This is a genomic window from Winogradskyella helgolandensis (assembly GCF_013404085.1).
GTDB classification, from domain to species: Bacteria; Bacteroidota; Bacteroidia; order Flavobacteriales; family Flavobacteriaceae; genus Winogradskyella; species Winogradskyella helgolandensis.
Map to the genome: position 1 here is coordinate 2,637,252 of NZ_JABFHO010000001.1, position 16,493 is coordinate 2,653,744.

The following is a 16,493-nucleotide window of genomic DNA, read 5'->3' on the forward strand; positions in this document are numbered from 1 at the left end:
TTATGCTGAAGATACAGAAGTTTGCAGCTATCGATATTGGATCTAATGCCGTAAGGTTATTAATTTCAAATATTATAGAACAAGATGATGAACCTACAATCTTTAAAAAAAACTCATTAGTTCGTGTACCTATTAGATTAGGTGCAGATGTATTTCTAAAAGGAAAGATATCGAAATATAATCAAGAACGAATGTTAGATACTATGATGGCCTTTAGTCTCATTATTAAGTCTCATGGAGTATCTCGCTATAAAGCCTGTGCGACGTCTGCGATGAGAGAAGCTAATAATAGTGCTCCTTTATCAGAAAAAATATTTGAAACTTGCGGTATTAATATCGAAACTATTGATGGTGAAGAAGAAGCGGCTATAATTGCTGCAACCGATTTGCAATCCTTTATTAATCCTAATAAAACATATCTTTATGTAGATGTTGGTGGTGGAAGTACAGAGTTTTCTATCATTCATAATGGAGATAAAAAAATGTCTAGATCATTTAAAATCGGAACTGTAAGATTGTTAAATGATATTGTTAAAAGCGAAACATGGAGAGAGTTAGAAAACTGGATTAAAGAAAACACTAAACAATACGAGAAAATAGAATTGATAGGTTCTGGTGGAAACATCAATAAGATTTTCAAAATTTCAGGTAAGGATGTCGGCAAACCGTTAACATATTTCTATTTGACGAGCTATTACAAAATGCTTCAAAATTATTCTTACGAAGAGCGCATTACAAAGTTAAATCTAAACCAAGATAGAGCAGATGTTATCATTCCTGCCACCCGAATATACTTATCTGCAATGAAATGGAGTGGTGCAAAAGATATATATGTACCCAAAATAGGACTATCAGATGGTATTATTAAAAGTATGTATTATGAAACAGTGTCTAGTGTTGAAGTGTAATTTTGATAAATAATAGTCCATTTGTCCGATTTTTAGCAAAGTAGACCTAATAATTGATATGGATTTATAATTTAATTTATCTTCGTAATCTCAAATCGATAATTATGAAAAAATATTTAGTTGCCTTAGTATTCGTTTCTTTCACTTCTATAGTTATGTCTCAAGATATTCTATACGGTGTAAGAGGTGCCTTAAATGTGTCTAATCTAGACTTTGATCCTGATGCTAATTTTGAAAACAAACACAGAAATGGTTTTGCCTTTGCTGGTTTTGCTGATTTTAATCTATCAGATAATTTGTCATTGTTAACAGAACTGCAATGGTCTGCTGAAGGAGGTAAAGAAAGAAACCTTAGAGCAGATTATCTAAAATTACCGATCCTTCTTAGATTTTCAATATCAGATGATCTGTTGTTAGGTGTTGGTCCTCAGGTTGCTTTAAAAACATGGGAATATGAAGACGCTTTCTCAACATTTGTGTTTTCTGGTGTTGCAGGTGTAGAGTATATGATTACTGATGAGTTGTTCTTGGATGCAAGATATTATTATGGAATTACCAATATCTTAGATGAAGATTTAACAGATATTGAAGCTAAAAACCATGTGATTCAATTTGGTTTTGGAATCAAATTATAAAACGAAATTACTTCAAATATTATATAAGCCTTAACAGATGTTGAGGCTTTATTTTTTTACAAATTTTAAGGTGGTTAATGTGTTGTTGCTGTCACTAAAATTTATAAAATAAAGGCCAGATAATAAGTGGTGTACCTCTATGTTTGTTGTAGTGAGTTCTGATGTAAAAATCAGTTTTCCTTCTAAATTGAATATGGTATATTTTAAATTTTGAAATGATAAATTATCATCAAAGTTTAACAATAATTGGTCTTCAACAGGATTCTTTACAATGCGAATTGAATTGGCATTATAATCAAAATCGTTTACTGAAAGTGCTTCCTTGCTAAAACTTAAAAACTTGCTATTGTCATTAGCAGAGCGACCTTCATCATCGGTAATACTAGTAAGGATTAAGTTCTCACCATTATTGATGATTTCAAAACCAAAGGTGTTTACAGATTCATCACTAAGTATTGAAAAATAAGCATTCTCAAAGTCACTAGATGGTTCGCAAATATTTGTTGTTGGAGTAAAGCTTTCAATATTAATTTCATCTCCATCACCTTGATAAATATAATAATCACCATTAAATGTATTACAGACTCCTGTACCATTAAATGAAATGTTACCAAAAAAAGGGTCTGCTTCTAATCCTATTGTAATACTAGGTGATTCAGTAGACTGGGCACTATACGTAGTGTCATTATCAGAAACGGTTTGTAAATACCATGTTCTATTTAATATAGCATTAGTTTCTGTTTTCTGGTACACTATTGAATCTCCATTAGAGTTACTAAGTGTCAGCGTTTGTTCATCTCCACTGCCAGCTATTTCGTAGGAATGAACACTTGGATAGACCTACGGGTGTATCATCATCCGTAAAAAAAATATGACTAAGTTCTAAATAAGTGGTAGTGCCATCATCTGTAATACTGTAAGTTAAATCTTTTGGTTCTCCATCGTTAATATTGAAAAGAAGACTAATCGCTGTTTCCCAACCGACGTTGTCTTCACTACAACTAAAGATGTCCCAATTTGCTTCAGTAATTTCTATAGTGTTTTCTGCGGTAGATGTTGTATATAAATCGAGATAGGTTTCACCGCAAAAGCTTTGAATCGTTATACTATTACTATTAAATTCTACTGTAATTGGATTGGAAGGGTTCTCATAAAAGACATCGAATTCAAAGAATGAATTCATGGTCCATTCGCCCAATAAAACGTCATCTTGAGAATAGCAAATTGATGATAATAACAGAAAAATAAAGTAGATTTTTTTCATAAGATATAATCATAAGCTTCGTAAAGCTACAAAATTATCCATGAATAGTTTCCTTATCTCCTAAGTTTTTCATAATACTAGCTTCATAGTCAAGAAGTTGTTCCCATTTTTCGTCCACGTCTTTTCGGTCTCCATATTGTCTAGCAAAATTTAAAAACATGGTGTAATGTCCAGCCTCGCTAATCATCAGTTTACGGTAAAATTTGGCTAACTTTTTATCTTCTAATTCTTCAGATAATAATCTAAACCGCTCACAACTTCGTGCTTCAATTAATGCTGCATATAGTAATCTGTGAACCAATTGTGTCGTTCTACTGCCACCTTTTGGAAAAAAATTTATAAGCGCAAGTACATAGTCATCTTTACGATCTCTACCAAGTGTCCATCCGTTTTCTAAAATCCTATCGTGTACCATTTTAAAATGGCTCATTTCTTCCTCTACTAAAGCTATCATTTCTTGTACCAACTCCGTGTATTCTGGGAAACCTATAATTAAGGAAATAGCCGTACTTGCTGCTTTTTGCTCACAATAGGCATGATCGGTTAAAATATCTTCAATATTCTTTTCTACGATATTTACCCATCTTGGATCGGTTGGTAATTTTAGTCCTAACATAATTAGTTTTGTGTTACGTGTACCATATTTATAGTGCCGTTATCATTAACAAATAACGTGTGTAGCGCAGTGCGATTAGTTTCTGGTATCGCATACATTACATCTATAAGTACTTTGTTTTTTAGTGAAGGTTCATCATCTACTTGTATAGATTGTAAGATGGCCAATTTATCAAAATTATAAAAAGGAGAGTCTGATACGAAATCATCTCGATAACCAAATAGTTTATTTGCTTTTTGTTTATCAAAGCTTTCTTCAAAAATTAGTTGGCCTTCTTTTTCAACACGAATATCAAATTTGAAATTTCTATAATGGGTTTGATAATTAATAGTGTCTTTTATATTTGAAAAAAGAACGTCCTTAGACATATCAGAATAGGTTTTTATTTTTACTCTAAAACCATTGCTCATCAAGGTGTCTACTTGATGTTCTAAGTAGTTTTCAGGGATATAAATATTGGTTTCAAAAGTTACTGTTTTTTTGAATTCGGCAATGCTTTCAGATAGGGCTTGACTTTGTGTTTTTCGACCTTCGCAGCTTGTAAAGCCAAGTATAATAATTATTAAAAGTCCTAATAAATGTTTCATCTGTTTAAATTTTTAAACCACCTATTTAATTATTCTTATTTCGTTCTTTAATAGTCAAAGCCATGGATATAATAATCAAAACACTAGATAGTGTTGACATCCAAAACCCACGGTCAAATTTCTCTGAGGATATAAAATTGACGACAATTAAAATAGCGCTTGCAATAATAACTATTAAAGGTAAGTTTTTTTTCATGCGTTCCGATTTTTCAAACTGCTTGTTGCTTAAACATCTAACCCAAACATCTGCCGCAACACTTCAATATTAGGATTTTTTTCTTTTAACTTTTCGTATTTTTCTAAAGGTGTGAAAGCATATTTTTTTGCAACCTCTTCGTTAACGGTAATATCTAATTTTAGATCGTAATTAAGTAATTTTTTCTTTAAAAATGCCATTAAAGGAAACTCAGCACGTTCTAATTCTATCTTATTGGTATTATTGGAATAGGTTAAATATATGGTGGTACCATCTAATTTTGGCATATCCATTTGTAAAATAGAAGCCATAATTTTTTCACCTTTCTGATCCATTGTTTTGGTGTAGTCTTTCCAGGCTTCGGTTAGCGCCTCTTGGGTTACAGGTTCTTTTGGCAAGTTGTCTTCATCAATTACTACATCCATTTGACGTAATTGATGCTCTTTCTTTTCTCTAATACTTCTTAGGGATAAACCAGAGGTTGACTTTTTAGGTTGATTTATAGATATTTTTGGAATACTAACAGGTTCCTTTACGGCAGAAACCGCTGCTTTCGGCACTAATTTTTCTTTCGCAACCGTAGGTTGTTCATTAGGTTTTTCTACTTCAGTCTTCGGTTTTGTAACAGGAATTGGAGTTATACCTCTTGCTTTAAAATACGAAGGTGGAATTATGAAGTGCTTAAGATTTTTTTTTTCTCCATCAAAAGTGATAGAGGCAAGTTGCATAAGTGTTAATTCAACAAGTAAGCGTTGATTCTTACTTGTTTTATATTTAAGATCACAGTCATTGGCAAGCCGAATGCCTTCCATCAAAAAACTATGCGTTGTTTTCTTGGATTGTTCCATATATTTTAGACTGGTGTCTTCACCAACTTCTAATAATGGAATGGTTGTTGGATTCTTACAAACCATTAAATCTCTAAAATGAGAGGCCAATCCTGCGATATAATGATGACCATCAAAACCTTTAGAAATAATGGTATTAAACTGAACTAGTAAATCTGGAATCTTATTCTCTAAAATTAAATCTGTACTCGTGAAATACGTTTCATAGTCTAGAACGTTTAGATTCTCTGTAACAGCTTGTCTTGTTAGGTTTTTACCCGAAAAACTAACCACACGATCAAAAATAGATAGTGCATCTCGCATGGCACCATCTGCTTTTTGAGCAATAATATGAAGCGCATCGTCTTCAGCATTTATACCTTGTTCTTTGGCTATGTATTTTAAGTACTCTTTAGCATCAGAAACCGTTATACGTTTAAAATCAAAAATCTGACAACGCGATAATATGGTTGGTATGATTTTATGCTTTTCAGTCGTTGCTAAAATGAAAATACAATGCTTTGGTGGCTCTTCTAAAGTCTTTAAAAAGGCATTAAAAGCGGCTTGAGATAACATGTGTACCTCATCAATAATATATACTTTGTATTTTCCAACTTGCGGAGGAATACGAACTTGATCTGTTAAACTTCTAATATCATCAACGGAGTTATTAGAAGCGGCATCCAATTCAAAAATATTAAAAGCAAAATCTTCGTCCTCACTTGTGTTGCCATCACTATTTATCATTTTAGACAAAATACGAGCACAGGTAGTTTTACCAACTCCTCTTGGACCTGTAAATAATAAAGCTTGAGCTAAGTGATTGTTTTCAATGGCATTGAGTAAAGTATTTGTAATAGCCTGCTGACCTACAACATCCTTAAAGGTTTGTGGTCTGTATTTACGGGCCGATACTACAAAGTGTTCCATTAAAAATTTACTGAATTACAAATTTAAGAATAACCTTTAAATAGGCGATTGTTACTCTCATAATTTAACATGAGTTATTAACAATTTATGTACTTTTGCGCCAAGCAGATCGCCTTATCGATTCTAAATTTATTTAGGGTAGGAAAGTCCGAACACCATAGTGCAATCATAGTGGTTAACAGCCACCCATCGTAAGGTGAGGAAAAGTGCAACAGAAAGTATGTACAGGTAATGCTGTAGTGAAACCAGGTAAACTCTATGTGGTGCAATGTCATGTATACTAACGTTTGAGCGTACACGCGCGATTGTTAGAGGGTAGGCAGCTAAAGTTTACTGGTAACAGTAAGCGTAGATAAATGATAAGGGCTTTTTTTGTTAGGAATTCATTTCCTAAAAAGAAAATGTACAGAATTCGGCTTATAGATCAGCTTAAACAAACAAGCTTCATGTTTTTACATGAAGCTTTGTTTTTATATCGTTTTTTTAATTGAATTAGCTTTTAGTTGTATAATCGAAAAAGCTAAACATATTACCTCCATAGCCTTTAGAATGTGAGTAATGTTCTAATTGACTTAAATCCGTATGTTTTGAATGCTCAACAACTAACACTCCTTCGTCCTCTAAAAGTTCATTTTTAAATACTAATTCAGGAATTTTAGAAAAAGCCTCCAAATCAAAATCATAAGGAGGGTCAGCAAATATTATCGAATGCTTTTGCTTCGATTTTTCTAGAAATTTAAAAACATCACTTTTAACAGTGCTGATAGTCATGTCAAAAGCTTCAGCAGTTTCATTTATAAATTTGATACAACCAAAATTTTCATCTACAGCCGTAATTTGTTCTGTGCCTCGTGATGCAAATTCATAGCTTATATTTCCTGTTCCAGAGAACAAATCCAATACGGAAATATCATCAAAATAATATTGATTATTTAAGATATTAAATAATGCCTCCTTTGCCATATCTGTTGTTGGTCTAACAGGTAATTTTTTGGGAGCTGTGATACGTCTGCCTTTATATAATCCGGAAATAATGCGCATTAAAAAGAATTTAAGATTAGGAAATGTTTATGCAAATAACGTCTATCTATTGTTGTAGAAAATGAAAAACTATAGTCTTTTTCAATAAAATTTACATGTCTTATGTAGGTATAAAGTATGCTGAAAAGATCATCGTCCTTTTCTATGTTTCCACTTAATTCAATTGAAGTGGATTCTACATCTAGTTTTAATTGTTCATACACAAATAAAATATAATAGATAAAATCTTCTTTACTGTAATATTCAAAAACATTGAATAGTTGAAGCTTGTTTTTTTCTACCACTAAAACTTCAACAGTACTTTTATTTATATTGATATAAACAATTGGGTCTTCATTAACTTCTACATGTTGTAAATGGGAATTTATAAGAACACTTGAGGCGTGTTTATAAACAAATTCACCAAACGTTTCAAAAATGTAATTATTAATATTTACATAAGGAACATATACATTCACGCTTTTATTTACAGCAATATCATCTTCTGTAATAAAATCGTTTCGAAGTATTTTTGAATTGAATTTTAAATAGTCGGCCTTATGCTCAGCATTATAAAGTTCCTCGGGCACTAATGTTGCCAACTCATTTTGATGAATCACTAAAACAGCGTTAAAATCTTCCGAGAAAACAGAATTACTACTCAGTTCCGCTTTTAAGTGATTAAGAATGTCAGTAGGCGTTGATTTTACTTCAAACGGAATTGTTTTAATAAACTCAATAATATTTTGACTTCTATTTAGTATACAAAAAGAAAGCCCATTCAAATTAATTTGAATGGACAGTTCTTTAATATCGTTTATTTTCAAACTATTCTTTATTTGCGTAGCTTTTTGGCCAGTTTCCTTTAGTGAATACTTCGGTCATAGATCCTACTTTTAATGATGGTCCATTAACACCGTCTACAGATACTACTTGGTTTTCTTTTTCTATTAAGTAAGGCTCTTGGTCATATAAAATAACTGATTTCTCTACACTAGCTTCAAATACAGAAAACTCTTCGAGTTTACCAGCTTGAAGTTTGAATTTAGCCCCTTCTTTACCAACACCTACATTCATCATTGTTTTATAACGGTCACTACCTTTAAATAATGAATCTTTAACAGAGTAAAAACTTAAAGTATCAATTAAAGTTAATGTTTTCATGGTTTCAACACCACCAAATAACTTTGTTCTTTCTTCATCTAATACTAACGTATCACGTCTTTGTGTAATTGGCACTTGACCAGTTTCTACGAAGTTGATTAATTTATCAAAACTATCTGTGTAAGTTCCGTTAACATCTTTATAAGCTAATTGCGCATCTCTAACATCAATTAGGCGATCAATAACTACAGCAAAACGCTTTTCTTTTAATTGGTTAAATTCGATCTCTCTATATACTGACATATACGTCATATAACCTAAGAAGATAATTAAGACCCAAAGTAAGATATTTATTACAGGTTTTATTTTTTTCGGTACAAATTTGTCAATTAACCATACAATTCCAATGGTTAAAATTATAATAACTACAATTGCTATAATAATGTTCATATTAGTTTTTATTTATTAGGTCTATCGCAAATCTACAATTTTTTTTTGTACGTTAAAACTATCTAAATTAAAAAAAATAAAAATAACCAACTAAATGAGATATGCTCTTTAAAAATACAGAATAATAGTATCTTGCTGTATATTTATTTTTCATATGATTTCTAATGCTTCTGCATTCTATTCGCTAATAAAATCTAAGTTTCCATTTACGCCAACTTCTAAGCAAGATATGGTGTTAATGCAGTTATCTCAATTCCTTTTTGATAGTAATAAGAATTCGATTTACTTATTAAAAGGATACGCAGGAACTGGAAAAACAAGCATCATTGGTACCATTGTTTCTAATTTATGGCAAGCAAAAAAAAGTGCTGTTTTATTGGCTCCAACAGGTAGAGCTGCTAAAGTAATTTCAAATTATTCTAAAAAGGAAGCTTTTACTATTCATAAAAAGATTTATTTCCCTAAAAAAGATAAAGGAGGCGGTGTTAATTTCGTGATTCAACCTAATAAGCATCGTAATACTATTTTTATTGTAGATGAAGCGTCAATGATTTCTGATACTCCTTCAGATACAAAATCATTTGATAGTAGTTCTTTGTTGGACGATCTCATGCAATATGTATATTCTGGTCATGAATGTAAATTGCTTTTAATTGGTGATAAAGCGCAATTGCCACCTGTAAAATCAGATTTAAGTCCTGCCTTAGATGAAAATAACCTCAGTTTAACATATAGTAAAGACGTTGTTGGTATTGAATTAGATGAAGTGGTACGACAAGAACAAGATTCAGGAATTTTAAGCAATGCAACAGAACTTAGAGCGGTTTTAGAATCTAGTTTTTATGAGAGTTTTAAATTCGATTTAAACGGATTTACAGATAGTGTACGTTTAATAGATGGCTATGAAATTATGGATGCCATTAATGATGCGTATAGTGCAGATGGTTATGAGGAAACGGCAATTATAGTGAGGAGTAACAAGCGTGCTAATGCCTATAATCAACAAATTAGACAACGTATTTTGTTTAATGAATCTGAATTATCATCTGGTGATTATTTAATGGTTGTAAAGAATAATTATTTTTGGCTGAAACCTACTAGCGAAGCTGGTTTTATTGCTAATGGTGATATTATAGAAGTCTTGGAGATTTTCAGCATTAAAGAGTTATACGGTTTTAGATTTGCGGAAGTAAAATTACGAATGGTAGATTATCCCAATATGACACCTTTTGAAACCGTTTTACTTTTAGATACGATTGATGTAGAAAGTGCTTCTTTAAGTTACGAAGAGTCCAACAGATTGTACCAAGAAGTCTCTAAAGATTATGAAGAAGAACCTTCCAAATACAAACGCTTTTTAGGGGTTAAGAATAATAAATTCTTTAATGCCTTGCAAGTAAAGTTTTCTTATGCGATTACATGTCATAAGTCTCAAGGTGGACAATGGAACACCATATTTGTAGAGCAACCGTATTTGCCAAATGGCATGGATAGAGATTATATTCGTTGGTTATATACTGCAATTACTAGAGCCAAAGAAAAACTTTATTTAATTGGATTTAAAGACGAAATGTTTGTAGAGAAGAATGATTTTTTAGACTAAAAATCTAATAATCTAAAAATCTAAATAATCTAGATATTATGACAGAGACAATTCTAAGTATTTTTTTAGGTATCGGACTCTCGGCTTCCGTGGGTTTTAGAGTCTTTTTGCCATTGTTTGCTTTAAGTTTAGCTGCCTATTTTAATGTATGGGAACTCAATGAGTCTTGGCAATGGATTGGTAGTACAGCCGCAGTTATTACTTTAGGTATAGCAACTTTAGTCGAAATTGTAGCGTATTATATCCCTATAGTAGATAATGCTTTAGATACGATTGCAATTCCTTTAGCAACTATTGCTGGTACTGCCGTCATGGTGTCTACGGTTGCAGATTTGAGTCCGGTAATTACTTGGGCCTTAGCAATTATCGCAGGAGGAGGTACTGCGGCAGCCGTAAAAAGTTCTGCAAGTGCAACACGTTTGGGGTCAACAGTATCTACTGCTGGTTTCGGGAATCCGGTAGTCTCAACCCTTGAAACAGGAACGTCTGTTGTAATGTCCATAGTCTCAATATTTTTGCCCATTTTGGCTGTAATTCTAGTCTTATTTATATTTTATTTGATTTATAAACTCTATAAAAAGTTGCGTTCAAATTGACCAAAATCATCTTATAAACCTTATTTTTGAAACTGAATGAATTCGTTATACATATCATATAGATGAAAATTATATCCATGATTCCTGCACGTTATAGTGCTTCTCGATTTCCAGGGAAATTGATGCAGAATTTAGCAGGTAAATCTGTAATTCTTAGAACTTATGAAGCTACTGTGGCCACTAAATTATTTAGTGAAGTCTATGTAGTGACAGATAGTGATATCATTTTTAATGAAATTGTTAATAATGGTGGAAAAGCCATAATGAGCATAAAAGAACACGAATCTGGAAGTGACCGAATCGCAGAAGCTGTGGCACATATAGATTGTGATATTGTAATCAATGTACAAGGAGATGAACCATTTACGGAAGGTGAAAGTTTAGCAAAGGTAATCGACGTTTTTAAAGATGACACAGAAAAGGAAATTGATTTAGCATCTTTAATGGTTGAAATTACAGATATAGAAGAAATCAATAATCCAAATACGGTAAAAGTTATAGTCGATCAGCAGAATTTTGCATTGTATTTTTCACGAAGCCCAATTCCATTTCCTAGAGATGCTAAGGTTGGTGCGCGTTATTTTAAACACAAAGGAATTTATGCTTTTAGAAAAGAAGCCTTATTAGAGTTTACGGTTTTACCAATGCAATTTCTTGAAGCTTCGGAAAAAATTGAATGTATCAGATATTTAGAATACGGAAAACGTATTAAAATGGTAGAAACCAAAATACAAGGTGTAGAAATTGACACACCAGAAGATTTAGAAAAAGCAAAACGTTTGTGGAAGTAGATTACAACAACATAAAAGTAGTAGGCTTCGATGCTGATGACACACTGTGGGTTAACGAAACCTATTTTAGAGATGCGGAAGAAGAAGTTGGTCAGTTATTGTCACATTATGAAACGCCAAATAAAATAGATCAGGAGCTGTTTCGGATGGAAATTGTAAATCTTCCAACCTACGGTTATGGTGTAAAAGGGTTTATTTTATCAATGATTGAATTGGCTGTAGAATTATCTAACGGAACAGTTTCTAATGCTATTATTTCTAAAATATTAACCATAGGTAAGGATATGATTAATAAACCGATTGAGTTGTTAGATGGAGTAGAAGAGGTGTTAAAAGTGTTGTCTAAAGATTACAGATTAATTGTTGCAACAAAAGGAGACTTGTTGGACCAAGAACGAAAATTAGAAAAATCGGGATTGTTAAAATACTTTCATCATATAGAAGTATTAAGTGAAAAGCACGAAACTAATTACACACAATTGTTAAAGCGATTAGATATTGAACCAGAATCGTTTTTGATGGTTGGAAATTCATTGAAATCCGATATTTTACCTTTAGTAAAAATTGGATCTCAAGCTATTCACGTGCCATTTCATACCACTTGGCAACATGAAAAAGTTACTGAAAAAGAAGCAAACGGTTCTGACTATAAAACGGTTAACAGTTTAACGGAAATTTTAGATTTTTTTAATTCATAAATTTGAGAATACTAGATAAACATACTTGGAACAGACATGCTCATTTTGAGTTTTTTAACACTTTTGAAGACCCTTATTTTGGGGTTACCTTTAAAGTAGATGTTACTAAAGCTTATGAGTTTTCGCGTTCTAATGAGGTGTCTTTTTTTGTAAAATATTTGCATGCTACAATGCAAGCTATTAATGAAATTGAGAATTTTAAATATAGAATAAACGAATCTAACGAGGTGGTTGTATTTGATACTATTCATGCATCAGCAACCATCTTAAGACCGAATAAAACCTTTGGGTTTTCCTTTGTAAATTATGATGAAGATATTCTGAAATTTCAAACTAATTTTTTAAAAGAAAAAGAACGAATTTTTAATTCTGATGATTTGTTTCCTCCCATAGATTCTATGGGTTGCATTCATTGTTCATCTTTACCTTGGGTAAATTTTACAGGTCATAAAGAACCCTTTAAAGGGGAAAAAGATTCCGTTCCTAAATTAGCATTCAGTAAAATGGAAAATTTAGGTTCAAAAAAAGAAATGCAGATCGCTATTAATGTCAACCATGCTTTGGTAGATGGCTATCATGTTGGACTTTTTAATGAAAGGTTACAATTTCATTTAAATAGTCAATAAATATAAACTAAGTTGTTATTTTTGTTAAAGATATAAAGTAAATGATATTCAAAAATTATCCAATGGTGTCCAGAGTTGTTTTTGGACGAGGAAGTTTTAATCAACTCGACGAAATTCTAGCTACAAAGCGTAAAGGGCGAAACGCACCATTTATATTTTATGTTGATGATGTTTTTAAAGGCAATCATTGGTTAACCTCACGGATTACACTATCCTACAAGGATAAAATTATATATGTACCAACTAAAGAAGAACCAAGAACAGATCAAATAGATCAGCTAGTCGAAGATATTATATTAGAATATAGTGAGCTACCATCTGGTATTATTGGAATTGGAGGCGGTACCGTTTTAGATATTGCAAAAGCGGTATCTTTAATGTTAACGAATAAAGGAGAGGCTAAGGATTATCAAGGCTGGGATTTAATTAAACATCCTGCTATTTATCATGTTGGTATTCCAACAATTTCTGGTACAGGCGCAGAAGTGTCTCGTACTACTATTTTAACCGGTCCAGTTCGTAAACTAGGAATTAATAGTGATTACACACCTTTTGATCAAGTATTATTAGATCCAGAATTAACCAAAGATGTTCCAAAAAATCAGTGGTTTTATACAGGTATGGATTGCTTTGTACATTGTGTAGAGTCACTTACAGGAACGTATCTAAATGCGTTTAGTGAAAGCTATGGTGAAAAAGCCTATGAGCTCTGTAAAGAGATATTTTTAGAAGATACTTTAAGTATAGAAGATTCACAAGATAAACTAATGATGGCTTCTTGGCATGGTGGTATGAGTATAGCCTATTCTCAAGTTGGTGTTGCACACGCTATGAGTTATGGTTTAGGATATCTTTTAGGTATAAAACATGGTATTGGGAATTGCATCGTTTTTGATCATTTAGAAGACTATTATCCAGAAGGTGTCGCGATTTTTAAACAGATGAAAGCGAAACACAACATTCAATTACCTCAAGGCATTTGTGCTGATTTAGACCAAGATCAGTTTGATACAATGATTGATGTAGCCTTGAGTTTAGAACCACTGTGGGAAAATGCCATTGGTAAAAACTGGAAAACTATTATGACCAGACAAAAGCTTCAAGAGTTATACAAAAAAATGTAACATGCGCTGGTTAGCAAAATTCATATATTTTAAAGTATTGGGTTGGAAGGTTGTTGGCAATACTAACTTTTCAAAAGATACCGTTAAGAAGGCTGTAATAATTGCAGCTCCACATACCAGTTGGGTTGATTTTTATTTGTCCCTTTTATTAAGGAATGTAACTCAAGTAAAAACAAATTTCGTTGGAAAAAAAGAGCTTTTTGTATGGCCATTTGGTTACTATTTTAGAGCCGTAGGAGGGAAAGCATTAGACAGGACTTCTGGTCAGAATAAAGTTGAAACTATAGCTAAATTATTCGAAGGAGAAGAAGAGTTCAGGTTAGCATTATCACCAGAAGGTACCAGGAAAAAAGTAGAAAAATGGAAAACAGGATTCTACTATATTGCTAAAAAAGCTAATGTACCTATCATAATGTATACCTTCGACTTTAAAAACAAACAGAATAAGGTGTCAGAACCATTTTATCCCACAGAAGATATGGAAGCTGATTTTAAGTATATGAGATCCTTTTATGAAGGAGTTGAAGGAAAGGTAAAAGAATACAGTTAGATTCGCATTTTGTTAGAATTTTGGCACAAGATTTGAAGTATTCATATTGCAATGAAACATAAAGTAAACTCCAAGTCACTAAAAAGAAACATTGCCTCAATAAGCTATCTGATTTAATTGGATAGCTTTTTTACTTTTATAAATTCATCTAATAGATAATTCGTCTGATTTTGAAGCTTATTTTTAAAGAACTGCATACCTCCAAAAAATATACCTTTAATTCCCATGGCTTGTTTTGCCCATTTATGTAAATCAAATTCGTCCGTATGTTTTATAATTAAGCCGTCTTTAAATTCAAATGAGGCGTCAATTTTATTATGTACTTTTCGTCCGGTTTTGCTAAACGTGTAATGCGCTTCCCAATGTGCTGAACCACTGTTTTCGTTAGCGCTTACATTTGAAAACTCAACATTAAAACTAGTTTCATTTTGTGATTCGCAAAGCATTAACCACATCGCTTTAGCGCGTTCCCCTTTCAAAATACCAAAAGCAGGATCTTCAAAAACAACGTCTTCATGGTAGCATGATGCCATTGTAGGACCATCACAATTATTTAAAGCCGTGTAAAATGTTTTTATGATGTTTTCCATAAGATTTTTTAAAGATTTATAAAACCGTGCATTACAAAAATACGTAAGTAGAACGCTATTGATTCATATTCTTTCATTCGAATGGGATTTAATTGCTATGAAAGCGAAAAGCCATCTTTAAATAGATGGCTTTTTTGATTAAAATAGTCTCTCAAATTTTTCAGATTATTGCGTTTAGCTAACGCTTTAAGTGATTGATTTAATGGTTTCCAATCTGTTTTTTTTGCTTTTTTATAGAGATATTAATTTTATATTGAAGCAGTATAATCATCGCTATAAATGTGACACTAATTATCAGTATTAAAATTTTTATTTCTGATGCAGCAGAGGACAAATCACCTCCATAGAACGCTACTTTTCTAAACCCACTTAAGTATTGCGTCACAGGAATAAACTGAGCAACGCTAGTAATAAAATCTGGTATGGCTAAAGTTGGCCATGTAAATCCGCTAAGTATAAATGCAGGTGTAGAAATAACCATTAATAATTCTGTTGCCTTCAGTTGATTGGGTATAGCAATAGAAAACAACATTCCAATTCCCATAGAAGCAAGCGTCAATAATAAGGTTAGAACAATCATGGGTGTATTAAAAATACCTGCTGTAATATTAAAATAAGGAAATAGCAGACTTATTAATAGCCACATAATTGGTAGCATAATGATGAAAGGAGTCGCTTTTAACGCGATATGATAGAGTGATGATTTGCTTTCTTTTGTTAAAGTAATGAAATAGCCATCTTCAAAATCTCTTGAAAACACCAATGCCATAGCTAAGAAAATAACCTGTTGCATGATTGCGGCAAGTAATCCTGGTAACATAAAAGTAATATAGTTTCCGGTGGAATTATAGAGCTTATTAAAGTTGATTTTAAAACTCTCATAAGTCACTTTTGCTTGCTTTGGATGAAGACCTTGTTTTTTGAGTCCTTCGATTTCTATGCCAGCATTTATGGTCATTAAAACTGTACTTATATTTTTACTTGCTGTATTGGCGTTTAAAATATTTGCCATGTTAAGGTCTATGCGGACTTCAGGGTGCTGTTTCTGTAATAGGTTTTTTTCAAAATCTGAAGGAAACGTTATAACTGCAGCATATTGTTCTTTAGGCATTTCATTTACAATATTGCCATCAGTAGAACGCACATCAGTAACCAATAATACTTCATTGTCTTCAAAAGCATCAATAATTTTATCTGTTGTAGGACTTTGGTCTTGGTCTACTATGACAATGGGTAAATCTATAACTTTTGCTTGTTGATAGACGTAACCAAATAAAATACCGTAGCCAATTGGTGCTCCAAAAAAAATAGCAAGTAAAACACCATTCGAAAAAATACGTTTAAACTCAACCTTAATAAGCCTTATAAATTTTTTCAT

The 16,493-nt window shown here is 32.1% G+C and carries 19 protein-coding genes and 1 other RNA gene; 10 read left to right on the top strand and 10 right to left on the bottom strand.

What is annotated here, in order from left to right; all coding sequences use genetic code 11:
* Positions 1-2 precede the first annotated feature (2 nt).
* Positions 3-908 (top strand): Ppx/GppA phosphatase family protein, encoded by a 906-nt coding sequence (locus HM992_RS10965; protein ID WP_179319684.1) that lies wholly within the window; start codon positions 3-5, stop codon positions 906-908.
* Between the two features lie 104 nt (positions 909-1,012).
* Positions 1,013-1,543: a porin family protein gene (locus HM992_RS10970; RefSeq protein WP_179319685.1), complete on the top strand. Its 531-nt coding sequence runs from the start codon at positions 1,013-1,015 to the stop codon at positions 1,541-1,543.
* Positions 1,544-1,591: 48 nt separating this feature from the next.
* Here HM992_RS10970 and HM992_RS10975 read toward each other — a convergent pair whose 3' ends face one another.
* The 5 genes from HM992_RS10975 to dnaX form a co-directional block, all read right to left on the bottom strand.
* On the bottom strand, positions 1,592-2,296 hold the full coding sequence (locus HM992_RS10975; RefSeq protein WP_179319686.1) for a T9SS type A sorting domain-containing protein: 705 nt from the start codon (positions 2,294-2,296) through the stop codon (positions 1,592-1,594).
* Between the two features lie 40 nt (positions 2,297-2,336).
* Entirely contained in the window at positions 2,337-2,807 is a 471-nt protein-coding gene (locus HM992_RS10980) for a hypothetical protein (RefSeq protein ID WP_179319687.1), read from the bottom strand.
* 34 nt (positions 2,808-2,841) lie between these two features.
* Positions 2,842-3,423: a tRNA-(ms[2]io[6]A)-hydroxylase gene (gene miaE, locus HM992_RS10985; RefSeq protein WP_179319688.1), complete on the bottom strand. Its 582-nt coding sequence runs from the start codon at positions 3,421-3,423 to the stop codon at positions 2,842-2,844.
* A 2-nt stretch (positions 3,424-3,425) separates the two neighbouring features.
* Positions 3,426-4,010 carry a hypothetical protein gene (locus HM992_RS10990; RefSeq protein ID WP_179319689.1) on the bottom strand — a complete coding sequence of 195 codons (585 nt, stop codon included), beginning with the start codon at positions 4,008-4,010 and terminating at the stop codon, positions 3,426-3,428.
* 225 nt (positions 4,011-4,235) lie between these two features.
* Positions 4,236-5,963, bottom strand: a complete 1,728-nt coding sequence (gene dnaX / locus HM992_RS10995; protein WP_179319690.1) for a DNA polymerase III subunit gamma/tau — start codon at positions 5,961-5,963, stop codon at positions 4,236-4,238.
* A gap of 101 nt (positions 5,964-6,064) precedes the next feature.
* Between dnaX and rnpB the strand changes: the two genes are divergently transcribed.
* Positions 6,065-6,399, top strand: an RNA gene (gene rnpB, locus HM992_RS11000) — RNase P RNA component class A.
* A 56-nt stretch (positions 6,400-6,455) separates the two neighbouring features.
* Here rnpB and rsmD read toward each other — a convergent pair.
* From rsmD to HM992_RS11015, 3 genes are read right to left on the bottom strand one after another with little or no spacing between them, the layout of a single operon-like run.
* The gene (gene rsmD, locus HM992_RS11005) at positions 6,456-7,004 is read right to left on the bottom strand and encodes a 16S rRNA (guanine(966)-N(2))-methyltransferase RsmD (RefSeq protein WP_178985033.1); all 549 of its coding nucleotides are present in this window, start codon (positions 7,002-7,004) and stop codon (positions 6,456-6,458) included.
* Positions 7,004-7,810, bottom strand: a complete 807-nt coding sequence (locus tag HM992_RS11010) for a DUF3822 family protein (protein ID WP_178985034.1) — start codon at positions 7,808-7,810, stop codon at positions 7,004-7,006. Before HM992_RS11010 ends, rsmD begins: the two co-directional genes overlap by 1 nt.
* 1 nt (position 7,811) lies before the next feature.
* A complete protein-coding gene (locus HM992_RS11015; RefSeq protein WP_178985035.1) occupies positions 7,812-8,537 on the bottom strand; it encodes a hypothetical protein in 726 nt (241 codons plus the stop codon).
* Between the two features lie 154 nt (positions 8,538-8,691).
* Between HM992_RS11015 and HM992_RS11020 the strand changes: the two genes are divergently transcribed.
* The 7 genes from HM992_RS11020 (at position 8,692) to HM992_RS11050 (ending at position 14,525) form a co-directional block, all read left to right on the top strand.
* Entirely contained in the window at positions 8,692-10,140 is a 1,449-nt protein-coding gene (locus tag HM992_RS11020; RefSeq protein ID WP_179319691.1) for an ATP-dependent DNA helicase, read from the top strand.
* Between the two features lie 35 nt (positions 10,141-10,175).
* A complete protein-coding gene (locus HM992_RS11025; protein WP_179321076.1) occupies positions 10,176-10,736 on the top strand; it encodes a DUF4126 domain-containing protein in 561 nt (186 codons plus the stop codon).
* A 62-nt stretch (positions 10,737-10,798) separates the two neighbouring features.
* Positions 10,799-11,527: a 3-deoxy-manno-octulosonate cytidylyltransferase gene (kdsB, locus tag HM992_RS11030; protein WP_229720482.1), complete on the top strand. Its 729-nt coding sequence runs from the start codon at positions 10,799-10,801 to the stop codon at positions 11,525-11,527.
* Positions 11,518-12,225 (top strand): HAD family hydrolase, encoded by a 708-nt coding sequence (locus HM992_RS11035; protein WP_179319692.1) that lies wholly within the window; start codon positions 11,518-11,520, stop codon positions 12,223-12,225. The genes kdsB and HM992_RS11035 overlap by 10 nt, the downstream gene beginning before the upstream one ends.
* Positions 12,226-12,227: 2 nt before the next feature.
* On the top strand, positions 12,228-12,851 hold the full coding sequence (locus HM992_RS11040; protein ID WP_178985038.1) for a CatA-like O-acetyltransferase: 624 nt from the start codon (positions 12,228-12,230) through the stop codon (positions 12,849-12,851).
* Positions 12,852-12,892: 41 nt separating this feature from the next.
* Positions 12,893-13,975: an iron-containing alcohol dehydrogenase family protein gene (locus tag HM992_RS11045; protein ID WP_229720483.1), complete on the top strand. Its 1,083-nt coding sequence runs from the start codon at positions 12,893-12,895 to the stop codon at positions 13,973-13,975.
* A gap of 1 nt (position 13,976) precedes the next feature.
* The gene (locus HM992_RS11050; RefSeq protein WP_178985039.1) at positions 13,977-14,525 is read left to right on the top strand and encodes a 1-acyl-sn-glycerol-3-phosphate acyltransferase; all 549 of its coding nucleotides are present in this window, start codon (positions 13,977-13,979) and stop codon (positions 14,523-14,525) included.
* Positions 14,526-14,638: 113 nt separating this feature from the next.
* On the opposite strand, the gene HM992_RS11055 is transcribed toward HM992_RS11050, so the two are convergent.
* Both HM992_RS11055 and HM992_RS11060 read right to left on the bottom strand, forming a co-directional pair.
* The gene (locus tag HM992_RS11055; RefSeq protein ID WP_179319693.1) at positions 14,639-15,115 is read right to left on the bottom strand and encodes a nuclear transport factor 2 family protein; all 477 of its coding nucleotides are present in this window, start codon (positions 15,113-15,115) and stop codon (positions 14,639-14,641) included.
* A 199-nt stretch (positions 15,116-15,314) separates the two neighbouring features.
* Positions 15,315-16,493: an ABC transporter permease gene (locus HM992_RS11060; RefSeq protein WP_179319694.1), complete on the bottom strand. Its 1,179-nt coding sequence runs from the start codon at positions 16,491-16,493 to the stop codon at positions 15,315-15,317.